This is a genomic window from Noviherbaspirillum sedimenti (genome assembly GCF_003590835.1).
GTDB lineage: Bacteria > Pseudomonadota > Gammaproteobacteria > Burkholderiales > Burkholderiaceae_D > Paucimonas > Paucimonas sedimenti.
In genome coordinates, this window is record NZ_QYUQ01000002.1 from 29,650 (window position 1) to 48,727 (window position 19,078).

The window sequence follows — 19,078 nt, forward strand, 5'->3', positions numbered from 1 at the left end:
CGCTGTTTTTCGATTGAGGCGTTCGCCATGTCCGTTACCATTCCTCCCGTCATCCTCGAGATGCTGTCCCTGGCCGAGCCGTCGTGGCGGCCTGCCTTGCGCGCCGGACTGGAAGCGCTGGCCGCCGCTCATCCCGCCTATCTGGGCGAACTGCTTGCCGACAGTTACCTGCCGACCGAAGGCCGGCTGTTCGCCGCCTTCGCCCAGCCATTGCCCGTAGTGCGTTACGTGCTGGTCGGCGAGGGGCCTTATCCACGTCCGGAAAGTGCCACCGGCTTTTGCTTCATGGATGGCGCGGTGCAATCGCTGTGGTCGGCGGGTGGCTTGTCCAAACAGGTCAATCGCGCGACTTCGCTGCGCAACTTCATGAAGATGCTGCTGGTCGCCGATGGCCGCCTTGCGCCCGGGCATACCTCCGGCGACGCTTTGGCACATGTCGCTGCCGAGGCCAACGCGCCTGCTTCGGGGCTGGTCCAGACCCTGGCGCAATTGCAGCAAAATCTGGGCGCGCATGGCTTTCTGTTGTTGAACGCGGCGCTGGTCTATCGTCCGCATGTGCCGCCGCTCAAGGAAGCCAAGGCATGGCAGCCTTTCCTGCAATGCGTGCTGGCCGCCCTGGCCGACCACGCGCGACAGGCCGGCGCGGCGGCGCCGACCCTGGTGTTGTGGGGAAAAATCGCGGAACAGTTGCAGTCGGTGCCTGCGCTGGCGCAGTTCCCGCAGGCGGTCTCGGAACATCCGTACAACCTCAGCTTCATCCTCAACCCGACGATGCAGGCCCTGTTCGCCCCCATGCATCTGCTGCAAGGCGCCCGCGCCCGGCAGGACTGACCGCCGTCAAGCCGGGGCTGGAACTTTGTGAGGTATCAAGGAACGGCGTTCGTTTGCGGTAACAATTCTTATGCTACCCGCCTCTAAGCATTGCCGGCAAATTCCAATGAGGGAGGCAGCGATGAACGCGACGCGAGTGGCGGCATTGTCTTGTGGTTGTGTGTGTGCGTGGGCAGCTCAGGCGGCGGCCCAGGCAGCGCAAGCAGCTTCCTACAGCGAAGACTACGGCCAGGCTGCCGTAACGGAAGATGTGCCGTCAAGTCACGGTGCGGACGAGCTGGCGCAGGCAAGCGCAGACGCAGACGAGCCGTCCCTCTCCGGCGAGGCGGCGGTTCCCGTGCCGACCGGACTGCGCGTCCAGTTCGATTCCGGCACCATTGAAAATGTGAATCGGATCGTCGGTTTCTGGCCCAGCGTGCACTGGCTCAATTCCCGCAACCGCGGCACCAGCATGGCGGCGCTGGGTTACACCTGGCGCAACCTCAAGCTCGAAGGTGCGCTGTTCAGGGAACGTGAATCCGACCAGTACCGCAATACCGAATGGCTGCGGATCCATTCGGCCTCCAGGCGCCTTGCCTACAAATTCGGCCCGCACTGGGCGCTGCAGTTCAGCCGTGGCTTCCTCCGCAGCCCGGACCAGTTCCGCCAGGACCAGAAAAGCCGCCGTAAGACCGCGTCGGTCACGTATCGCGGCGGTTTTAATGGCAATCCCTGGCACGCCACGCTGGCGTACGGACGCGGCAAAGGATCGTCCGGCAGCGAGGGTGGCGCCTATTTGCTGGATACCGCGTTGCGCCTCGGCCAGGAGCACTCCCTGTTCGGCCGCATCGAACGCGCCGGTCATGAAGAGTTGTTCCGCTACGAAGATGGTCCCAACAATCAAAGCTACCAGACCAACAAGATGAGCGTGGGCTATCTGTATGAGCCAAAGACGCGCGGTCCGGCCACGCTGGGGGTCGGCGCGCTCGTCAGCCGGCGCACATTCCCGGCTGAACTCTTGCCGTATTACGGTGACAAAAACACTGCTTACACCGTGTTTTTAAGGCTGCAGATGAAGTTCAATTAAAGGACGGCGCCATGCATCATCCAGTCAGTGCAGAAATGAAAAAATGCATTGAGGCATGTCAAAAATGCCATAACAGTTGCCTGCAGATGGCGATGAGCCATAGCCAGGAGAGCGGCGGCCCGCATCTGGAGGCGGGACATTTCCGCCTCATGATCGATTGCGCCGCAATTAGCCAGTTTTGCGCCGATTTCATGCTGCGCGGCTCGCACTTTCTCGATCAGACCTGCCAGCTGTGCGCAGCCATCTGCGATGTTTGCGCCCAGGGGTGCGAGCAGGCGGGCGGCATGGCCGACGCTGCTCAATCCTGCCGGCGCTGTGCCGAAAGTTGCCGCCAGGTGATCGAATCGATGGTGGTCAAGCTGCCTTAAATCGCTTTCCTGTCGACCTTCCTGCCGGCTTTCCGGCCGGCGCCAGGGCCCGGCTTGCGGGCCGGACTATCCTTGCCCGTCGTTCCGGAAGCGGAATGTTTTTCCGCTGAGCTTGCTGCGGCCGCCGCCGGACATTTCCGCCTGCGACGTATTCCTGACGGTTTTAGTCAACTTTGATATACTTGAATTAAATACTCAACTAATCAGGGAATTCAGGAAATTTTCTGCAAGGTTGCTGCCGGAAGGCAATAAAATCCCGGCAACCGATATTGCAGGGTATTTACAGGCATTTACAGGGCATTTATTACGCATCGAAGGTGGACGACAAATGAGATTGACGACCAAAGGCCGCTTTGCCGTGACCGCGATGATCGACCTGGCCATGCGGCAGGATAAGGGGCCAGTCACGCTGGCCGGCATCAGCCGGCGCCAGGAGATTTCCTTGTCTTACCTGGAACAGCTGTTTGGCAAGCTGCGTCGCCACGAGATCGTCGAGTCTGTGCGCGGTCCCGGAGGCGGCTATAATCTTGCCCGGCGTCCAGAAGATGTCACGGTGGCCGATATCATCATTGCCGTCGACGAGCCGCTGGATGCAACCCAATGCGGCGGCAAGGGCAATTGCCAGGGCGCCGACCATGAGGCCGGCCTGCAGTGCATGACGCATGACCTGTGGTCGACCCTGAATGCCAAGATGGTTGAATACCTGGATTCGGTTTCCCTGAAAGATTTGGTGGATCAGCAAAGGCATAAGGCCGCTGAACAGCGCGTGGTTTCCGTCGTGCGCCCCCACGTAGTGGTTTAATTTGGAGTTAATTAGAATGAACGCCCCCCTGGAAAAGAGCCTGCTGGATACCCTCAAGGCGCCGCACTTCCCGATCTACATGGATTATTCGGCGACCACGCCGATCGACCCGCGCGTAGCCGACAAGATGATCCCGTTCCTGCGCGAGCAGTTCGGCAACCCCGCCTCGCGCAGCCACATGTATGGCTGGACCGCCGAAAAGGCCGTCGAAGAGGCGCGCGAGCAGGTCGCCGCCCTGGTGAACGCCGATTCGCGCGAGATCATCTGGACTTCCGGCGCCACCGAGAGCAATAACCTGGCCATCAAGGGCGCCGCGCACTTCTACAAGACCAAGGGCAAGCACATCATCACGGTCAAGACCGAGCACAAGGCGGTGCTGGACACCGTGCGCGAACTCGAGCGCGAGGGTTACGAGGCGACTTACCTGCAGCCGCAGGACAATGGCCTGATCACCATCGCCCAGCTGGAAGCAGCGATCCGCCCGGACACCATCCTGGTTTCGGTCATGCTGGTCAACAACGAAATCGGCGTGATCCAGCCGATCGACGAAATCGGCGAGCTGTGCCGCAGCAAGGGCATCATTTTCCACAGCGACGCCGCGCAGGCGACCGGCAAGGTCAAGATCGACCTGGAAAAGACCAAGGTCGACCTGATGTCCTTCTCCGCCCACAAGACTTACGGCCCCAAGGGCATTGGCGCCCTGTACGTGCGCCGCAAGCCGCGCGTGCGGATTGAAGCGCAGATGCACGGCGGCGGCCATGAGCGCGGCCTGCGTTCGGGCACCCTGGCGCCGCACCAGATCGTCGGCATGGGCGAAGCCTTCCGCATCGCCCGCGAGGAAATGGATGAGGAACTGACACGTATCCGCGCCTTGCGCGACCGCCTGGCCAAGGGCCTGATGGAAATCGAGGAAGTCTATGTCAACGGCGACATGGAGCACCGCGTGCCGCACAACCTCAACGTCAGCTTCAACTACGTCGAAGGCGAGTCGCTGATCATGGCGATCAAGGATATCGCCGTATCAAGCGGTTCGGCCTGCACCTCGGCCAGCCTGGAGCCGTCCTACGTGCTGCGCGCGCTGGGCCGCAGCGACGAACTGGCGCACAGCTCGATCCGCTTCACCATCGGCCGTTTCACCACCGAGGAAGACGTCGATTTCACGATCAAGCTGCTCAAGTCCAAGGTCGGCAAGCTGCGCGAACTCTCGCCGCTGTGGGACATGCACAAGGAAGGGATCGACATCAGCTCGATCCAGTGGGCAGCACATTGATTAAATTGGGGAAAGAGTTTGCGAGGCGCCGCCGTGCGACGAGTTACTCTGTCCCCAACTAACTAGGAGATTTGAAATGGCATATTCGGAAAAGGTCCTCGACCACTATGAAAACCCGCGCAACGTCGGCGCCTTCGAAAAGGGCGACGACACGGTCGGCACCGGCATGGTCGGTGCGCCGGCTTGCGGCGACGTCATGAAGCTGCAGATCAAGGTCGGTGAAGACGGCGTGATCCAGGACGCGAAATTCAAGACCTACGGCTGCGGCTCGGCGATCGCATCAAGCTCGCTGGTGACCGAATGGGTCAAGGGCAAGACCCTCGACCAGGCTTTGTCGATCAAGAATACCCAGATCGCCGAAGAGCTGGCGCTGCCGCCGGTGAAGATCCACTGCTCGATCCTGGCGGAAGACGCCATCAAGGCGGCGGTGCAGGATTACCAGGCCAAGCACGGCGCGGCCAAGGAAGCCGCGTAAGTCGCAAGCGCAGGCAGAAAGTAAACTAGCAAGTTAGCCAGCAAATAAGCAGGTGCAGGATATCCTCGTCCGGAAAGGCGAGGCGTTGAGGAAAGCAAGATGGCAATCACATTGACGGAAAAAGCGGCGAAGCATATCAGCCGTTACATCGAGCGGCGCGGCAAGGGCATCGGCCTGCGCTTCGGCGTGCGCACCACCGGCTGCTCCGGCATGGCTTACAAGCTGGAGTATGTCGACGAGAGCAGCGCCGATGACGAGGTGTACGAGTCGCATGGCGTGAAAGTCTTCGTCGATCCCAAGAGCCTGCCGTACATCGACGGCACCGAGCTGGATTTTGCGCGCGAAGGCTTGAATGAAGGCTTCAAGTTCCGCAATCCCAATATGAAGGATGAATGCGGCTGCGGCGAGAGCTTCCGCATTTAAAGCCACCAAATCAAAAACCTGAAAGTCAGTTGGGGACAGAGTAATTCGGCGAGGGGCGCGTAGGCACAAGCTTGTATGCTTGTGCCGCTACACCAGCAAGCCGCTTGCGGCTTGAAACCCTGGCTCGCTTCAAACTCTTTCCCACAATCATGAAGACTCACTTCGACCTTTTTCAACTGCCGCAGCGCTTCGAGATCGACCTCGCAGCGCTGGACCGTGCCTACCACGAAGTGCAGAACCAGGCGCACCCGGACCGCTTCGCCAGTGCCAGCAGCGCTGAAAAGCGTGTGGCCATGCAATGGGCAACCCGCGCCAACGAAGCCTATCAGACCCTGAAAAATCCGCTGGCGCGCGCAAAATACCTGTGCGAACTCAATGGCGTCGACCTGCAGGTCGAATCCAACACCGCCATGCCGCCGGCCTTCCTGATGCAGCAGATGGAATGGCGCGAAGCGCTGGAAGACGCCCATGCGGCCAAGGACATCGGCGCGCTGGAAAGCCTGGAAGGCGAGTTACTGGCGGCGCGCAAGGCGGAAGTCGCAGGTCTTGCGGCGCAGCTTGATACCGGCGATTTCCATGCGGCGGCGCTTGGTGTGCGGCGCATGATGTTTGTCGAAAAATTCGAAGATGAAGTGGCCAGGGTGTTCGACCTGGTCAGCGATTAGGAATACATAGTTTATGGCGCTTCTGCAAATCTCCGAGCCGGGCATGTCCACCGCGCCGCACCAGCACCGGCTGGCGGTCGGGATCGACCTCGGTACCACCAATTCGCTGGTCGCCACCGTGCGCAGCAGCATCCCGGAAGTGCTGGCCGACGACGAGGGCAGGACGTTGCTGCCGTCAGTGGTGCGCTACCTGGCCAACGGCCATGCTCACATCGGCTACAAGGCGCAGGCGGCGCAAGTGACCGACCCGAAAAACACCATCGTCTCGGTCAAGCGTTTCATGGGCCGCGGCCTGAAGGATATCGCCCACGCCGAGAACATGCCCTATGACTTCCTCGACACGCCGGGCATGGTGCAGTTGAAGACGGTGGCCGGCGTGAAAAGCCCGGTCGAAGTGTCGGCGGAAATCCTTGCCACCCTGCGCCAGCATGCGGAAGATGCGCTCGGCGACGAACTGGTCGGCGCGGTGATCACGGTGCCGGCCTATTTCGACGATGCCCAGCGCCAGGCCACCAAGGATGCGGCAAAACTGGCCGGCCTGAATGTGCTGCGCCTGCTGAACGAGCCGACCGCGGCGGCCATCGCCTATGGCCTCGACCACGACCCGCAGGGCATCTATGCCGTCTATGACCTCGGCGGCGGCACCTTCGACATCTCGATCCTGAAACTGACCAAGGGCGTCTTCGAAGTGCTGGCCACCGGCGGCGATTCGGCGCTGGGCGGCGACGACTTCGACCATCGCCTGCTGTGCTGGATCACCGAGCAGGAAAAGCTGGCGCCGCTGTCGGACCAGGACACGCGCCTCTTGATGGTGAAGTCGCGCGAAGCCAAGGAACTGCTCTCCACCAAGTCCGAAACCCAGATCGACGCCGTGCTGCAAAGCGGCGAACAGGTGCACCTGACGCTTTCCGCGGCGACCTTCGCCGAGATCACCCAGCACCTGGTGAAAAAAACCATGGTGCCGTGCAAGAAGGCCATGCGCGACGCCGGTCTCTCGGAAGAAGATGTCGATGGCGTGGTGCTGGTCGGCGGCGCCACCCGCATGCCGAACATCCGCAAGGCGGTCGGTGAATTCTTCAAGACTACGCCGCTGGCCAACATCGACCCCGACAAGGTGGTCGCCCTTGGCGCGGCGATCCAGGCCAATCTTTTGGCCGGCAACCGCGCGCCGGGCGACGACTGGCTGCTGCTGGACGTGATCCCGCTGTCGCTCGGCATCGAAACCATGGGCGGCCTGGTCGAGAAAGTCATCCCGCGCAATTCCACGATTCCCTGCGCGCGCGCGCAGGAATTCACCACCTTCAAGGATGGCCAGACCGCGCTGGCGATCCACGTGGTGCAGGGCGAACGCGAACTGGTGAGCGACTGCCGCTCGCTGGCGAAGTTCGAGCTGCATGGCATTCCGCCGATGGCGGCCGGCGCCGCCCGCATCCGCATCACCTACCAGGTCGATGCCGATGGCTTGCTGTCGGTGTCGGCGCGCGAACTGCGCTCGGGTGTCGAATCCTCGATCACCGTCAAGCCATCCTATGGCCTGTCCGACGACGAGATCGCCAGGATGCTGCAGGACTCCTTCACTTCGGCCGAGAGCGACATGCAGTCGCGCGCGCTGCGCGAAGAGCAGGTCGAGGCCGAGCGCATCCTGCTGGCGACCGAAGCGGCGCTGGCAGTCGATGAAAGCCTGCTGGATGACGAGGAACGCGCGGCGATACTTGCCCTGATCGATAATCTGCGCCAGCTCGCGCAGGGCAGCGACCACGACGCCATCAAGGCGGCGGTGCAGGCACTCGCCAACGGCACCGAAGACTTCGCTGCCAGAAGGATGGACCGCAGCGTCCGTCAGGCCCTGTCCGGCAAGAAGCTCGACGAGATCGCCTGAAGCGGCGACAGAATAAATTAAACCATTTGAACCCGAGGTAAGCCGTGCCACAGATCGTTGTCCTGCCCCATGCCACCCTCTGCCCGGAAGGCGCCGTCATCGACGCGCAAAAGGGCAAGACCGTGTGCGACACCCTGCTCGCGCATGATATCGAGATCGAACATGCCTGCGAAAAATCCTGCGCCTGCACCACCTGTCACGTGGTGGTGCGCGAAGGGTTCAATTCGCTCAACGAGGCGCAGGAAAAGGAAGAAGACCTGCTCGACATGGCCTGGGGCCTGGAAGCGCAATCGCGCCTGTCCTGCCAGGCGGTGGTCGGCGATGAAGACCTGGTGATCGAGATCCCCAAGTACACCATCAACCAGGTCAGCGAAAACCACTGAGGACAATAGTCATGAAATGGACCGACATTACCCAGATCGCCGAAGACTTGCACGACAAGTATCCGGACATCGACCCGCTGACGGTGCGTTTTACCGACCTGTTTAACTGGGTCTGCGCGCTGGACGGCTTCGATGACGACCACCAGCGTTCCGGCGAAAAGATCCTCGAAGCGATCCAGGCCGCCTGGATCGAGGAAGCGAAGTAGGCAGGCCGCGCGCCTGGTTTTTTCAGTCTGCCCCGGAGCTTTTCAGCGGCAGTGAAATGCTCAGGCAGGTGCCTTTGTCCTGGCAGCTGTCGATGTCCAGCCTGCCGTGCAGCGCATTGACGCGTTCGGTAATGCCCAGCAAGCCAAACGAATTCGCCTTGCGCCGGCAGCCCGGGAAAAAGCCGACGCCATTGTCGCCAATGGTCATGAAGATGCTGGCGCCGTCGCTGCGTACCTCGACGCGGACATGATCCGCATTGGCATGGCGCAGCACGTTGTTGAACGATTCCTGCAGGATGCGAAATAGCGCAGTGGCGCGCTCGTCATCCAGCGCGAACTCCGTTTCATCCATGATCAGTGTGCAGCGGATGCCGTTGCGCTGCTGAAAATCCTTCACCAGCCACTCGATTGCCGCATTCAGGCCCAAGTCCAGCACGGTCGGTCGCAGGTTGTTGATGGCGGTGCGCACGGCTTTCAACGTGGTATCGATTTGCTCCAGTGCGGCAGCCGTTTTCCGGTGCAGGCGCGGATGGTGCTGGCTGGTGCGTTCATGCAGCATGGCGATGTCCAGGCGCAGGGCCAGCAGGTTCTGCCCCAGGTCGTCATGGATTTCGCGGGCAATGCGCTTGCGTTCGTCTTCCTTGACATGCTCCTGGTGTGACACCATGTGCCGCAGCATCTCGCGCGAGTAGCGCAGGGCTTCTTCGGTTTGTTTTCGCTCGGTAATGTCCAGCATCACCAGACGGCAGGCTTTTCCGCTGGCATCCATCGTGGCTTCGATGTGCGCAATCAGCGGCTCGTTCTCCGCATTCAGAAATCCCATTTCATGGATTTCCTTACCCTGTCCCAGCATGACTTTCCGCATGAAATTCCGAAATTCCGGCTGCCTCTCTGGCGCAATGAAATTGCTCAGGGGCTGCCCGGACAGCCTGCTACGCTCGGTGCGCAGCAGGGTCGCACCGGTAAGATTGACCTCCAGGATGCTGCCATCGCAATCGAGGGTGAAATAGCCGATCGGCGCAAAATCATAGAGATCGGTATAGCGTGCCAGATTCACATCGCTGTTGGTGCGGGCCTGTTGCAGCTCGGCGTTCTGCATTTCCAGTTCAATCTGGTGGACGTGCAGTTCTTGCAACTGTTTCTGGGCGTCCGATTCTATCGGGGCGCACTGTGCCCTGGCCGCTTGCTCATCCAGGTGATCCCGGGCGGGCTGGCGCAGATTTTTCGGACTGCCTGAAATTTCATTTTTAGGTTTCATGGCGACCGTGGGCTATCCAATCAATGGCATTTTGCGCATGGTGGAAGTTTCAATTTCCTGGCGCAACGGTTCTTCAAGCATCTTGGCGACGGTGATGCCGCTAAACGTGATCACCACGCCATTGATGAGATTGTCGTGGCTGCAGTAGGGGATGGTGCGTACCTTGAAGCAGCGTCCGTCATGGGTGACAATATCCGTACTGTCGAGTTTGTGATTTTATACCAATGTTTGCGGCGAATCCTGCATTCTTCCAGAACAAAAAAGGGACCGCACTGCGGCCCCTTGGCTCAACCCCGCAAGCTCAGCTCGCCGTTGACGATGCGTACGCGGTCGCCGACACGCCAGTTGTCGGTAGTCTGCTTGAAGCTGCGCACCGCGCCGTCTTCCATGCGCACCTGTACCTGGTAGCTGCTGGTGGCGCGGCTGCGTTTCTCGACTTCATTGCCGGCAAAGCCGCCGCCCACTGCGCCGGCCACGGTCGCCAGCTTGCGGCCGCTGCCGCCGCCGACCTGGTTGCCCAGCACGCCACCCAATAGCGCACCGGCGACCACGCCGACGCCGCTGGCCTGACCCTGTTCCTGGATCGCCTGGACCGATTCCACCTTGCCGCAATCGTAGCAGATGGGGCGCGCTTGTGAAGTCTTTTGCGAATAATTGGTCGAGGCCGGGCGCGGGCTATGCTGCTGTGAGGTTTGTTTCGGGGCGGCTTTGGGTGCCGGCTTTTCGGCTTCCTCGGCTGCCAGCTGGGCCTTTGGCGCAGCGGTGGCGGAAGCGGCTGCATTGGCCTGCGCGGGATCCGCGGATGATCCGCCACCGACCTGTGCAGCAGCGCCTGTTGCCGCCGGCGCCATCAGGCTGGCGACCGCCGCCGCACTGCCAGGGCCGCTTTCGCCGTGCGAGGTCGGCAGCAGGCCGGTAATGGCGGCCACGCCGGTCAGGCTCAATACTGTGACGGCAACGGCGGCAGTCGCCACCAGAGGATGAATGCGGTTCGGCTTGTGATTGGCTTCCATGCGGGCTCCCATACTTGATGAATTGAATGTTGTCTTCCTATGAACTGATTATCAAAGGAAAGTTTCATCAAACCTAGAGGCCAAACTGTGACAGGTGTAAGCGTATGTAACGAATGCCGGCGGGCGCAAACAAAAAGGGCCGCGAAAGCGGCCCCTCTTTTGCATGGTAAAAAAACCCGATCAGTCTTCCCGGCGCAGGTGCGGGAACAGGATGACGTCGCGGATATTCGGCGAATCGGTGATCAGCATCATCAGGCGGTCGATGCCGATGCCGCAGCCGCCGGTCGGCGGCAGGCCATATTCGAGCGCGCGGATGTAATCGGCGTCGTAATACATGGCTTCCTCGTCGCCGGCGTTCTTGGCGGCGACTTGCGCCTGGAAGCGCGCAGCCTGGTCTTCGGCGTCATTCAGCTCGGAAAAGCCGTTGGCGATCTCGCGGCCGGTGATGAACAGCTCGAAGCGCTCGGTAATGCCGGGCACGGTGTCGGAAGCGCGCGCCAGCGGCGAGACTTCCACCGGATAGTCGATGATGTAGGTCGGGTTCCACAGCTGCGCCTCGGCGGTTTCCTCGAACAGCGACAATTGCAGCGCGCCCAGGCCGGAAATGACGTGCGGCTTGACGCCAAACTTCTTCAGTTCCGCCCGCAGGAAGTCCGTATCGTGCAATTGCTCGTGGGTGTATTGCGGCGCGTACTTGTTGATGGCGCCGACGATGGTCAGGCGCTCGAAGGGCTTGCTCAAATCGAGTTCGCGGCCCTGGTAGGTCAGGCTGGCGGTGCCGTGCGCATCGATGGCGGCCTGGCGGATCACCTGCTCGGTGAATTCCATCAGCCACTGGTAATCGACATACGCCGCATAGAATTCCATCATGGTGAATTCAGGATTGTGGCGCGGCGACACACCCTCGTTGCGGAAGTTGCGGTTGACTTCGAAGACGCGCTCGAAGCCGCCCACCACCAGGCGCTTCAGGTACAGCTCGGGCGCAATGCGCATGAACATTTCCATGTCGAGCGCATTGTGGTGGGTGATGAAAGGCTTGGCCGCGGCGCCGCCCGGGATCACGTGCAGCATCGGTGTCTCGACTTCCATGAAGTCGTTCTTTTCCATGAAGCGGCGGATCGACGACAGCGCGGCGGTGCGCGCCTTGAAGGTGCGGCGCGTGTCCTCGTTCATGATCAGGTCGACATAGCGCTGACGATACTTGGTTTCCTGGTCGGCGAGACCATGGAACTTGTCCGGCAGCGGGCGCAGCGACTTGGTCAAGAGGCGCAGCTTGGTCACCTTCACCGACAGTTCGCCGGTCTTGGTCTTGAACAGCGTGCCTTCGGCGCCGAGGATGTCGCCCAGGTCATAGTGCTTGAAGGCGGCGTAGTCTTCTTCGCCAAGCAAATCCTTCGTGATGAAGAGCTGGATACGGCCATCGGCCCTGACGCCGGAAGCATCCTGCAGCGTAGCGAACGACGCCTTGCCCATCACGCGCTTCAACATCATGCGGCCGGCCACCGATACCTTGATGGCCTGCTCCTCCAGCGCTTCGGCAGCTGATTCGCCGTACTGCGCCTGCAGGTCGGCCGCCTTGTGCTGCGGGCGGAAGTCGTTGGGGAATGCGACGCCTTTCTCGCGGATCGCCGCCAGCTTGGCGCGGCGCTCGCCGATGATGGAGCCCTCGTCTAGCGGCTGCGCCGCATTATCGGGTTGTTGAGCAGTTTGCTGAGTCATGTTGGGAATGCGTGTTCTTATGATTGAAGGCCGGCGCCGCATGGCGCCGGTGGCTTAAACGCCCTGCTTGAGCGAAGCGCCGATGAAGTCGTCGAGGTCGCCGTCCAGCACGGCCTTGGTATTGCCGACTTCGTGACCGGTGCGCAAATCCTTGATGCGCGACTGGTCCAGCACGTAGGAGCGGATCTGGTGGCCCCAGCCGACATCGGTCTTGGAGTCTTCCAGCTTCTGCTGCTCGCTCATGCGGTTGCGCAGTTCCAGTTCGTACAGCTTCGACTTCAGCATGTCCCAGGCTTCGGCGCGGTTGCGGTGCTGGCTGCGGTCGTTCTGGCACTGCACCACAATGCCGGACGGCGCGTGCGTCAGGCGCACGGCGGAATCGGTTTTGTTGATGTGCTGGCCGCCCGCGCCGGAAGCGCGGTAGGTATCCACCCGCACGTCGGCCGGGTTGATGTCGATGTCGATCGAGTCATCCACTTCCGGATAGACGAACAGGCTGCAGAACGAGGTGTGGCGGCCGTTGGCCGAGTCGAACGGCGATTTGCGCACGAGGCGGTGCACACCGGTCTCGGTGCGCAAGAAGCCGTAGGCGTAGTCGCCCTCGACCTTGATCGAGGCGGTCTTGACGCCGGCGATTTCGCCGTCGGACTGTTCCAGGATTTCGGTCTTGAAGCCCTTGCGTTCGCAATAGCGCAGGTATTGCCGCATGATCATCGAAGCCCAGTCCTGCGCCTCGGTGCCGCCGGCGCCGGCCGTGATATCGATGAAGCAGTTGTTGGGGTCCATCGGATTGTTGAACATCCGGCGGAATTCCATGCCTTCGACGCGTTTGCGCAGTTCTTCGGCATCGGCTTCGATGGCGATGAGGGTGTCTTCATCGCCTTCTTCGCGCGCCATCTCGAACAGGTCGGCGGCGTCGCGCAGGCCGGATTCGATCTCGGTCAGCGAGGTGACGATGGCTTCGAGGGATTTCTTTTCACGGCCGAGGTCCTGGGCCCGCTTCTGGTCATTCCAGACGTTCGGGTCTTCCAGTTCGGCGTTGACTTGTTCTAGTTTCTCTGACTTGGCAGCGAAGTCAAAGATACCCCCGAAGTTCAACCTCACGGGTGGTGAGGTCCGCCAGCAGGGCGGAAAGGGCGTTGAGGCGTTCTGCTTCCATGGTGGATTTTAGTGTGTGCGGTAAAACCGGACATTATACCTGAGCGGGGAAGTGGGCTTGGCGCGTGACGCTTCGTCTGCCTGTTAGGTGGCTGATATATTAAAAATGAAAAATTGACTTAATTGCAATTATTGGCCTCTTGTCGATCGCTGAAAATTGCATTCCCGACTAATTTTGACGCTTGGTGGTCGTGGCTGTACTACAAGAAAGCAACAAATCATGAGGCAGTCTGTACAATGCATTTTGTTAACTAAATCAGGCCGCACCGTTACGCTGCCGTCAATTAGCCTACGCATGATCGACACGCTCGCTTACTACAACAACAACGCTGCAGACTTTTTTTCGAATACTGTTTCCGTTGATATGTCGGTCCTGTATGACCGATTCCTTTCGGTGCTGAGTCCCGGCAGTCTGATCCTCGACGCTGGCTGCGGCTCTGGTCGCGATGCCAAAGCATTCATGCAACGCGGCTTTCGTGTCGCCGCTTTTGATGGTTCGGCTGAGTTGGCGCGTATGGCAACTGCGCATGCCGGAATCGAAGTCGCCGTGCGCAGTTTCGCTGACGTGGGTGAGGTTTCTTGTTACGACGGCATATGGGCTTGTGCAAGCCTGCTCCATTTGCCGGCAACGGAAATTTCTTCGGCCTTGCAGTCGCTGTGGGCGGCATTAAAGCCGGGCGGGGCTTTTTATCTCAGCTTTAAAATCGGTGTAGGCGAGCGGACGCAAGGCGGCCGCCATTTCACGGATATCAGTGAACCCCAACTTCGCGAATGGTTGGGCATACTGCCGGACCTCTTGAGTATTGAATGCTGGGAAACAGCCGACCAGCGTCCGGGGCGTTCGGAGCAATGGCTCAATGCGATCATCATGCGCGCCATGCCGGGGAAAAGTCGGCTTGTGACTGGTGGCGACGATCCGTTCTTGCCGCATCTGTGCGAGGCTATGAACAAGGCTTCGGAAGTCGATTTGGCGGTCGCCTTCATCAAAACGACCGGGCTTCGCTTGCTGCTGCCGGATTTGCAAAGCGCGCTTGTGAAAAAAGAAAACGGGAATTCTGCGCGAGTGCGCGTCAGAATATTGACCAGCGATTACCTCGATGTTACCGATCCGGAGGCGCTGCGTTTGTTGATGCTGCTGCAGGAGCAGGGGGCGCAAGTACGTGTGTATGAATCAGCGGGCAGCAGCTTCCATCTGAAAGCCTATTTGTTCGCGAGCATTCACGGCGAAGGCGGATTGCAGGGCACCGCCTTCGTCGGCTCAAGCAATATCAGCAGGCAAGCCCTACAAAACGGCCTCGAATGGAATTACCGTGTCGATTATCCGGGAGATTCAGGGTTTTTAGAAGTTCGCGCCAGATTCGATGAGCTATTTTCTCATCCGCGCAGCCTGTCCCTGACCGATGCCTGGATTGATCGGTATGAGGCACGCCGTGTGCCGCTACCGCGCGCAGTGGAGGCGGGTAGTCAGGAACAAGAACCGCCGCCCGAGCCGACTGTCGTGCAATTCGATGCATTGCAGGCATTGGCTGATACACGCCATGAGGGTTTTCGTCGGGGCTTGGTTGTATTGGCTACTGGCCTTGGCAAGACTTGGCTCGCAGCATTCGATGCTGAACAGGTAGGGGCGCGTCGGGTTTTGTTTGTAGCCCATCGTGAAGAGATATTAAATCAAGCTGCGCAAACATTCTTGCGCATCCGGCCTCGTTGCCGGGTTGGTTTCTACATGGGAAAAACTCGGGATGTTGAAGTTGATGTCCTGTGCGCTTCAGTGCAAACGCTCGGGCGCGATTGTCACCTGGAGCGCTTTTCGCCTCAGCATTTCGATTACATCGTCATTGACGAGTTTCACCATGCGGCGGCTCCCACCTATCGACGTTTGCTCAGTTATTTTGCGCCGCGATTTTTGCTCGGGTTGACCGCCACGCCGGACCGCTCCGATCACTCGGATATCTTGTCGCTGTGTGATGACAATCTGGTATTCACTCGTGGCTTGTTTGACGGCATTCACTCTGGCCTGCTCGTGCCATTCCACTATTTCGGCATTTATGACGATACGGTGGACTACTCGGAAATACCCTGGCGTAACGGGAGGTTTGATCCAGAAAAACTGTCCAATAAGCTAGCAACCTTGGGACGCTCAAGACACGCGCTCAGGGAGTGGCGGAAGCGCAAGCAGCAGCGAACTCTGGCGTTTTGCGTTTCGATCGCGCACGCCGAATTCATGGCGAGCCAGTTTAGTAAAGAGGGTATTGCTTGTGCGGCAGTCTATGCTGGTTCGAGCCTGAGCCGTGCGGATGCTCTGGAGCGGCTACGGGATGGCCGGCTTGCTGTGATTTTTTCTGTTGACTTGTTCAACGAAGGTGTTGACTTGCCGGCCATCGACACGGTCATGATGCTGCGACCGACGGAATCCAAGATTCTCTTCCTTCAGCAGCTTGGTCGCGGCTTACGCAAGAGCGATGTCAAGGAAAAATTGGTAGTGCTCGATTTCATCGGCAATCACAAGAGCTTTTTGCATAAGCCACAGGCACTATTCGATGTCGGCAGTGGCTACAAGAAATTGGCTGAATTCGCGCGTAAAGCCGAACATGGCCGATTGGAATTGCCGGATGGTTGCTATGTGAATTATGACTTGCAATTGATTGACTTTCTAAAGTCGCTCGATGGCGATGGTATTCAAAAAGAATACGAGGCGCTGCGGGAAGGGCTTGGACGCAGGCCTTCGCTTGCCGAGTTTTATCGTGCTGGCGCGAGTTTGCAGACGATGCGCAAGCAGTACGGTGGCTGGTTTGAGTTGGTTGGCGCCATGAGTGACTTGACTTCGTCAGAGGCCGCTATTGTTGAGAAATATCGCGACTTCTTGAAGGAAGTCGAAGTCACTGCGATGACCAAAAGCTTCAAAATGGTTTTGCTGGAGGCTTTTCAAGAAATCGATGGATGGCAGAAAGCACCGACGATAGATGATTTGGCCGCTCGTTCATGGGATGTGTTGCAGCGCCGCCGAGACTTGCTTACGGATTTGGACGGCGATGAAAGAAGTTTGCCAGATGGTTATAACCAAACATGGAAAAAATATTGGTCAAATAATCCAATTGTTGCTTGGATTAAGAGAAAAGACATAGTTAAAGGGAGTCCGTTTTTTGAAGTGGCTGGCGATTACTTTCAACCTGTGTTTGCTGTAATGCCAGAGCATCGAGATGTGTTTGAGCCGATGTTGCAGGAGCTTGTAGATTACCGTCTTGCTGCCTATGAAATCCGTCGAACAAGTTCGGTCGAACAGAGCAATGTCTTGCCATTCCAGCGTACTGAAAATGCAGCAAGTCGGAATCGCACCGAGTTACCCTATTTCCCGAATTTAAAAATTGCTTGCGGTCATTTCAAGACCGGCTCTGCTGATGTCGAGGAGTATCGCGGGCTGGGAGGCGGATTTGGACGCTTGGACCCGCAACGCCACTTCATTGCGCGTGCTTCAGGAAATTCAATGAATGGCGGGAAAAGCCCGATTCATGACGACGATTATCTCTTGCTGGAACATTTGTCGCCGACGAAGGCCGGTTCGATTACGGGGGCTGTCGTGGCCATCGAGCGTGATGATGGCGGAAGCGGAGACAGCCAGTACCTCTTGCGTGAAGTATTGAAGTCTGCCGATGGTAGCTATATTCTTCATGCGCATAATCCGGATTATGAAGATATGCCAGCGACTGACGAGATGCGTACGCTGGCGCGTTTCAAGGCCGTCATTGACCCGCTGGACATCGCCCTTGGTCAATCCTTCATGCGCGAAGAGATTCCTGCGCTTTTCGGGGAAAGCTTCAACCCTGGTAATTGGAATGTCGGCCACGTCAATTTGAGCGACAAGAAAGCGCATGTATTGCTTGTCACGCTGAACAAGCAGGGTAAGTCGGAAGATCATCGCTATCTGGATCACTGGATCGATGACACCCATTTTCATTGGCAAAGCCAAAATTCCACGACGCCGGCCAGCAAGCGCGGACAGGAAATTATCGAGCATGAGAAGTTGGGGATCGCCATTCACCTGTTTGTACGAGAAGGCAAACTGGGAAATGGCAAGGCCGCACCATTCGTTTATTATGGACCGGTCCGGTATGGCAGTCATACGGGAAGCAGTCCGATGAGCGTGATTTTTGAACTCGTAAATTTTTGATATTCCAACGCTTGGCGCTGCTTGTGATGCCTCCAATAACACCAACAATACCGGCACCATGTTTATGAAGTCATTAGCATTCCTTCTAAGCCCACTTTTTTTAACTATTCAGCTGCTGGTACCTGCGTATGCCCAGAGCCTCCCCGTTCCTTCGCGCACCGTATTCAAGTGCGAGATCAATGGTAAAGTCGTCTATTCCGATTCCCCGTGTCTCGGGGCACAGCGACTGGATATTCAGCCTACCCGTGGAGTCGATAAGTCGACGGGAAATGAGCGTATTGGTAAGGATGTGCGCCAAGAACGCAGTGATGAACAAATGGCCAAGGCATGGGAACCGATTTTTGCAGAAACGCCAGAGCAACGTGCCAAGCGCCATCGCCGTGCGGCACTCAAGCCCGAGGCGCGTACTCAGTGCAGTCGGTTGGATCAAGAAATCGCATTAGCCGAGCAGGCCGAACGCAGCGTTACCAAGGCAATGCTGTCGGACGTGCAGTCAGACCTAATGCGGTTGCGTCGGCAATATAGAGAGTCTCGATGCTGATATGAATGAATTGAATATCCAGTCTACGAAATTGTGCTGTCCGAACGCGTCACTCGCTTAAAAAGACATGCGCATGGTGCCATTCGATGAACTCTTTATCTGGCTGAAATTTTTCAGGTAATGCAATCAGTTTCCCTTCGATTCCTGATAGCCATTCGGAAGAAAAAAGATTGCTTTCGCCAGTTTTAATTTCTTTGGATACCTTCACCCTGAATTCAGTGGTTAAGGTGATCAATCCTTGATCAAAGGCTCGGTCGTGCAATGCTGATAAACACAATCCGTTGCGGGGGTTCAGGCGATTGTTGGCGTCCCAACGCCATGGGACAATATGACTCGCAACGAGCAAGCGAGAGTGTGACAACCCTGTGATGCAACATCGGTTTTGGTAAGCACTCATCACTGAGCGTCTAAAGAAATTCTGCCCGATACGTATTTTCGCTTGGGTGATTTTTTCGGTGCCCACATAGTTTTCAGGCGATTCGCCATCGGCGGTGCCCAGCGGTTGCGATGTCAAATCGTTTTCCATTTCATCAGCCGTCGGCAAAAGTGCATCTACCTCGGCTTGGCTTTCCAACGCGAAGTCTTCCCAACCGTGTTGCATTTCCTCCCACATTTTTTTGTCGGATGCGGAGGCGCTCGTGAGTCCCTTTCGGCCGGTGGATGTAATTGCAGGATCAAGACTCGCAATATTGGTGAGCTTCATCGCTAATGCAGAAGGAGTGCGTCCGATTAGCGCCGCGAACTTAATAATGTCGCCATTCTTCGAATGCATTTTGCCGAATGGCATCTGGCAGTAGAGATAAAACGCGACTAAAAGTTGATTGCGTGTCCAGCCTTGGTGTTTTTCTGCCATGTC

19 protein-coding genes are annotated in these 19,078 nt (G+C 58.4%); 13 read left to right on the top strand and 6 right to left on the bottom strand.

Annotated features, from left to right (window positions below; translation table 11 throughout):
* Positions 1-27 precede the first annotated feature (27 nt).
* The 11 genes from D3878_RS00230 (at position 28) to iscX (ending at position 8,368) form a co-directional block, all read left to right on the top strand.
* Positions 28-831: a uracil-DNA glycosylase family protein gene (locus tag D3878_RS00230; protein WP_119787618.1), complete on the top strand. Its 804-nt coding sequence runs from the start codon at positions 28-30 to the stop codon at positions 829-831.
* A gap of 121 nt (positions 832-952) precedes the next feature.
* Positions 953-1,897 (top strand): hypothetical protein, encoded by a 945-nt coding sequence (locus D3878_RS00235; RefSeq protein ID WP_147383843.1) that lies wholly within the window; start codon positions 953-955, stop codon positions 1,895-1,897.
* 35 nt (positions 1,898-1,932) lie between these two features.
* Positions 1,933-2,265 carry a four-helix bundle copper-binding protein gene (locus D3878_RS00240; RefSeq protein WP_476638914.1) on the top strand — a complete coding sequence of 111 codons (333 nt, stop codon included), beginning with the start codon at positions 1,933-1,935 and terminating at the stop codon, positions 2,263-2,265.
* A gap of 328 nt (positions 2,266-2,593) precedes the next feature.
* Positions 2,594-3,067 (top strand): Fe-S cluster assembly transcriptional regulator IscR, encoded by a 474-nt coding sequence (gene iscR / locus D3878_RS00245; protein WP_119787619.1) that lies wholly within the window; start codon positions 2,594-2,596, stop codon positions 3,065-3,067.
* Positions 3,068-3,083: 16 nt separating this feature from the next.
* Entirely contained in the window at positions 3,084-4,337 is a 1,254-nt protein-coding gene (locus D3878_RS00250; protein WP_119783644.1) for an IscS subfamily cysteine desulfurase, read from the top strand.
* Positions 4,338-4,413: 76 nt separating this feature from the next.
* Positions 4,414-4,812 carry a Fe-S cluster assembly scaffold IscU gene (gene iscU / locus D3878_RS00255; RefSeq protein ID WP_119783645.1) on the top strand — a complete coding sequence of 133 codons (399 nt, stop codon included), beginning with the start codon at positions 4,414-4,416 and terminating at the stop codon, positions 4,810-4,812.
* Between the two features lie 99 nt (positions 4,813-4,911).
* Positions 4,912-5,235, top strand: coding sequence for an iron-sulfur cluster assembly protein IscA (iscA, locus tag D3878_RS00260; protein WP_119783646.1), 324 nt, complete (start codon positions 4,912-4,914; stop codon positions 5,233-5,235).
* A gap of 149 nt (positions 5,236-5,384) precedes the next feature.
* On the top strand, positions 5,385-5,900 hold the full coding sequence (gene hscB, locus D3878_RS00265; RefSeq protein WP_119783647.1) for a Fe-S protein assembly co-chaperone HscB: 516 nt from the start codon (positions 5,385-5,387) through the stop codon (positions 5,898-5,900).
* Positions 5,901-5,913: 13 nt separating this feature from the next.
* Positions 5,914-7,779, top strand: a complete 1,866-nt coding sequence (gene hscA, locus D3878_RS00270) for a Fe-S protein assembly chaperone HscA (RefSeq protein WP_119783648.1) — start codon at positions 5,914-5,916, stop codon at positions 7,777-7,779.
* Positions 7,780-7,823: 44 nt separating this feature from the next.
* A complete protein-coding gene (gene fdx, locus D3878_RS00275) occupies positions 7,824-8,162 on the top strand; it encodes an ISC system 2Fe-2S type ferredoxin (protein ID WP_119783649.1) in 339 nt (112 codons plus the stop codon).
* A gap of 11 nt (positions 8,163-8,173) precedes the next feature.
* Entirely contained in the window at positions 8,174-8,368 is a 195-nt protein-coding gene (gene iscX / locus D3878_RS00280; protein WP_119783650.1) for a Fe-S cluster assembly protein IscX, read from the top strand.
* A gap of 22 nt (positions 8,369-8,390) precedes the next feature.
* Here the strand turns inward: iscX and D3878_RS00285 are convergent, their stop codons facing one another.
* The 5 genes from D3878_RS00285 to prfB all read right to left on the bottom strand — a co-directional run bounded on the left by D3878_RS00285 (position 8,391) and on the right by prfB (position 13,517).
* Entirely contained in the window at positions 8,391-9,626 is a 1,236-nt protein-coding gene (locus tag D3878_RS00285; protein ID WP_119783651.1) for a PAS domain-containing sensor histidine kinase, read from the bottom strand.
* Positions 9,627-9,638: 12 nt separating this feature from the next.
* On the bottom strand, positions 9,639-9,818 hold the full coding sequence (locus D3878_RS24765; RefSeq protein WP_119783652.1) for a PAS domain-containing protein: 180 nt from the start codon (positions 9,816-9,818) through the stop codon (positions 9,639-9,641).
* A gap of 95 nt (positions 9,819-9,913) precedes the next feature.
* Positions 9,914-10,639: an outer membrane lipoprotein gene (locus tag D3878_RS00295; protein WP_119783653.1), complete on the bottom strand. Its 726-nt coding sequence runs from the start codon at positions 10,637-10,639 to the stop codon at positions 9,914-9,916.
* A gap of 180 nt (positions 10,640-10,819) precedes the next feature.
* Positions 10,820-12,358: a lysine--tRNA ligase gene (gene lysS / locus D3878_RS00300; protein WP_119783654.1), complete on the bottom strand. Its 1,539-nt coding sequence runs from the start codon at positions 12,356-12,358 to the stop codon at positions 10,820-10,822.
* 54 nt (positions 12,359-12,412) lie between these two features.
* Positions 12,413-13,517, bottom strand: a protein-coding gene (gene prfB, locus D3878_RS00305) for a peptide chain release factor 2 (RefSeq protein ID WP_119783655.1) whose coding sequence is annotated in 2 segments (ribosomal slippage) — positions 12,413-13,435 and positions 13,437-13,517 — 1,104 coding nt in all. Because the reading frame shifts where the segments join, the coding sequence is not laid out codon by codon here.
* Between the two features lie 294 nt (positions 13,518-13,811).
* Between prfB and D3878_RS00310 the strand changes: the two genes are divergently transcribed.
* Together D3878_RS00310 and D3878_RS23345 are read left to right on the top strand one after the other, a co-directional pair.
* Positions 13,812-17,681, top strand: a complete 3,870-nt coding sequence (locus D3878_RS00310; RefSeq protein WP_119783656.1) for a DUF3427 domain-containing protein — start codon at positions 13,812-13,814, stop codon at positions 17,679-17,681.
* 64 nt (positions 17,682-17,745) lie between these two features.
* A complete protein-coding gene (locus D3878_RS23345; protein WP_147383844.1) occupies positions 17,746-18,222 on the top strand; it encodes a hypothetical protein in 477 nt (158 codons plus the stop codon).
* A gap of 49 nt (positions 18,223-18,271) precedes the next feature.
* On the opposite strand, the gene D3878_RS00320 is transcribed toward D3878_RS23345, so the two are convergent.
* The gene (locus tag D3878_RS00320; protein ID WP_119783658.1) at positions 18,272-19,075 is read right to left on the bottom strand and encodes an HNH endonuclease; all 804 of its coding nucleotides are present in this window, start codon (positions 19,073-19,075) and stop codon (positions 18,272-18,274) included.
* Positions 19,076-19,078: the final 3 nt, after the last annotated feature.

What these genes read in the sequence shown, in the direction of transcription:
- D3878_RS00230 (WP_119787618.1), top strand. Translation starts at nt 28, where the DNA reads ATGTCCGTTACCATTCCTCCCGTCATCCTCGAGATGCTGTCCCTGGCC.
- D3878_RS00235 (WP_147383843.1), top strand. Translation starts at nt 953, where the DNA reads ATGAACGCGACGCGAGTGGCGGCATTGTCTTGTGGTTGTGTGTGTGCG.
- D3878_RS00240 (WP_476638914.1), top strand. Translation starts at nt 1,933, where the DNA reads ATGAAAAAATGCATTGAGGCATGTCAAAAATGCCATAACAGTTGCCTG.
- iscR (WP_119787619.1), top strand. Translation starts at nt 2,594, where the DNA reads ATGAGATTGACGACCAAAGGCCGCTTTGCCGTGACCGCGATGATCGAC.
- D3878_RS00250 (WP_119783644.1), top strand. Translation starts at nt 3,084, where the DNA reads ATGAACGCCCCCCTGGAAAAGAGCCTGCTGGATACCCTCAAGGCGCCG.
- iscU (WP_119783645.1), top strand. Translation starts at nt 4,414, where the DNA reads ATGGCATATTCGGAAAAGGTCCTCGACCACTATGAAAACCCGCGCAAC.
- iscA (WP_119783646.1), top strand. Translation starts at nt 4,912, where the DNA reads ATGGCAATCACATTGACGGAAAAAGCGGCGAAGCATATCAGCCGTTAC.
- hscB (WP_119783647.1), top strand. Translation starts at nt 5,385, where the DNA reads ATGAAGACTCACTTCGACCTTTTTCAACTGCCGCAGCGCTTCGAGATC.
- hscA (WP_119783648.1), top strand. Translation starts at nt 5,914, where the DNA reads ATGGCGCTTCTGCAAATCTCCGAGCCGGGCATGTCCACCGCGCCGCAC.
- iscX (WP_119783650.1), top strand. Translation starts at nt 8,174, where the DNA reads ATGAAATGGACCGACATTACCCAGATCGCCGAAGACTTGCACGACAAG.
- D3878_RS00285 (WP_119783651.1), bottom strand. Translation starts at nt 9,626, where the DNA reads ATGAAACCTAAAAATGAAATTTCAGGCAGTCCGAAAAATCTGCGCCAG.
- D3878_RS00295 (WP_119783653.1), bottom strand. Translation starts at nt 10,639, where the DNA reads ATGGAAGCCAATCACAAGCCGAACCGCATTCATCCTCTGGTGGCGACT.
- lysS (WP_119783654.1), bottom strand. Translation starts at nt 12,358, where the DNA reads ATGACTCAGCAAACTGCTCAACAACCCGATAATGCGGCGCAGCCGCTA.
- D3878_RS00310 (WP_119783656.1), top strand. Translation starts at nt 13,812, where the DNA reads ATGATCGACACGCTCGCTTACTACAACAACAACGCTGCAGACTTTTTT.
- D3878_RS23345 (WP_147383844.1), top strand. Translation starts at nt 17,746, where the DNA reads ATGAAGTCATTAGCATTCCTTCTAAGCCCACTTTTTTTAACTATTCAG.
- D3878_RS00320 (WP_119783658.1), bottom strand. Translation starts at nt 19,075, where the DNA reads ATGGCAGAAAAACACCAAGGCTGGACACGCAATCAACTTTTAGTCGCG.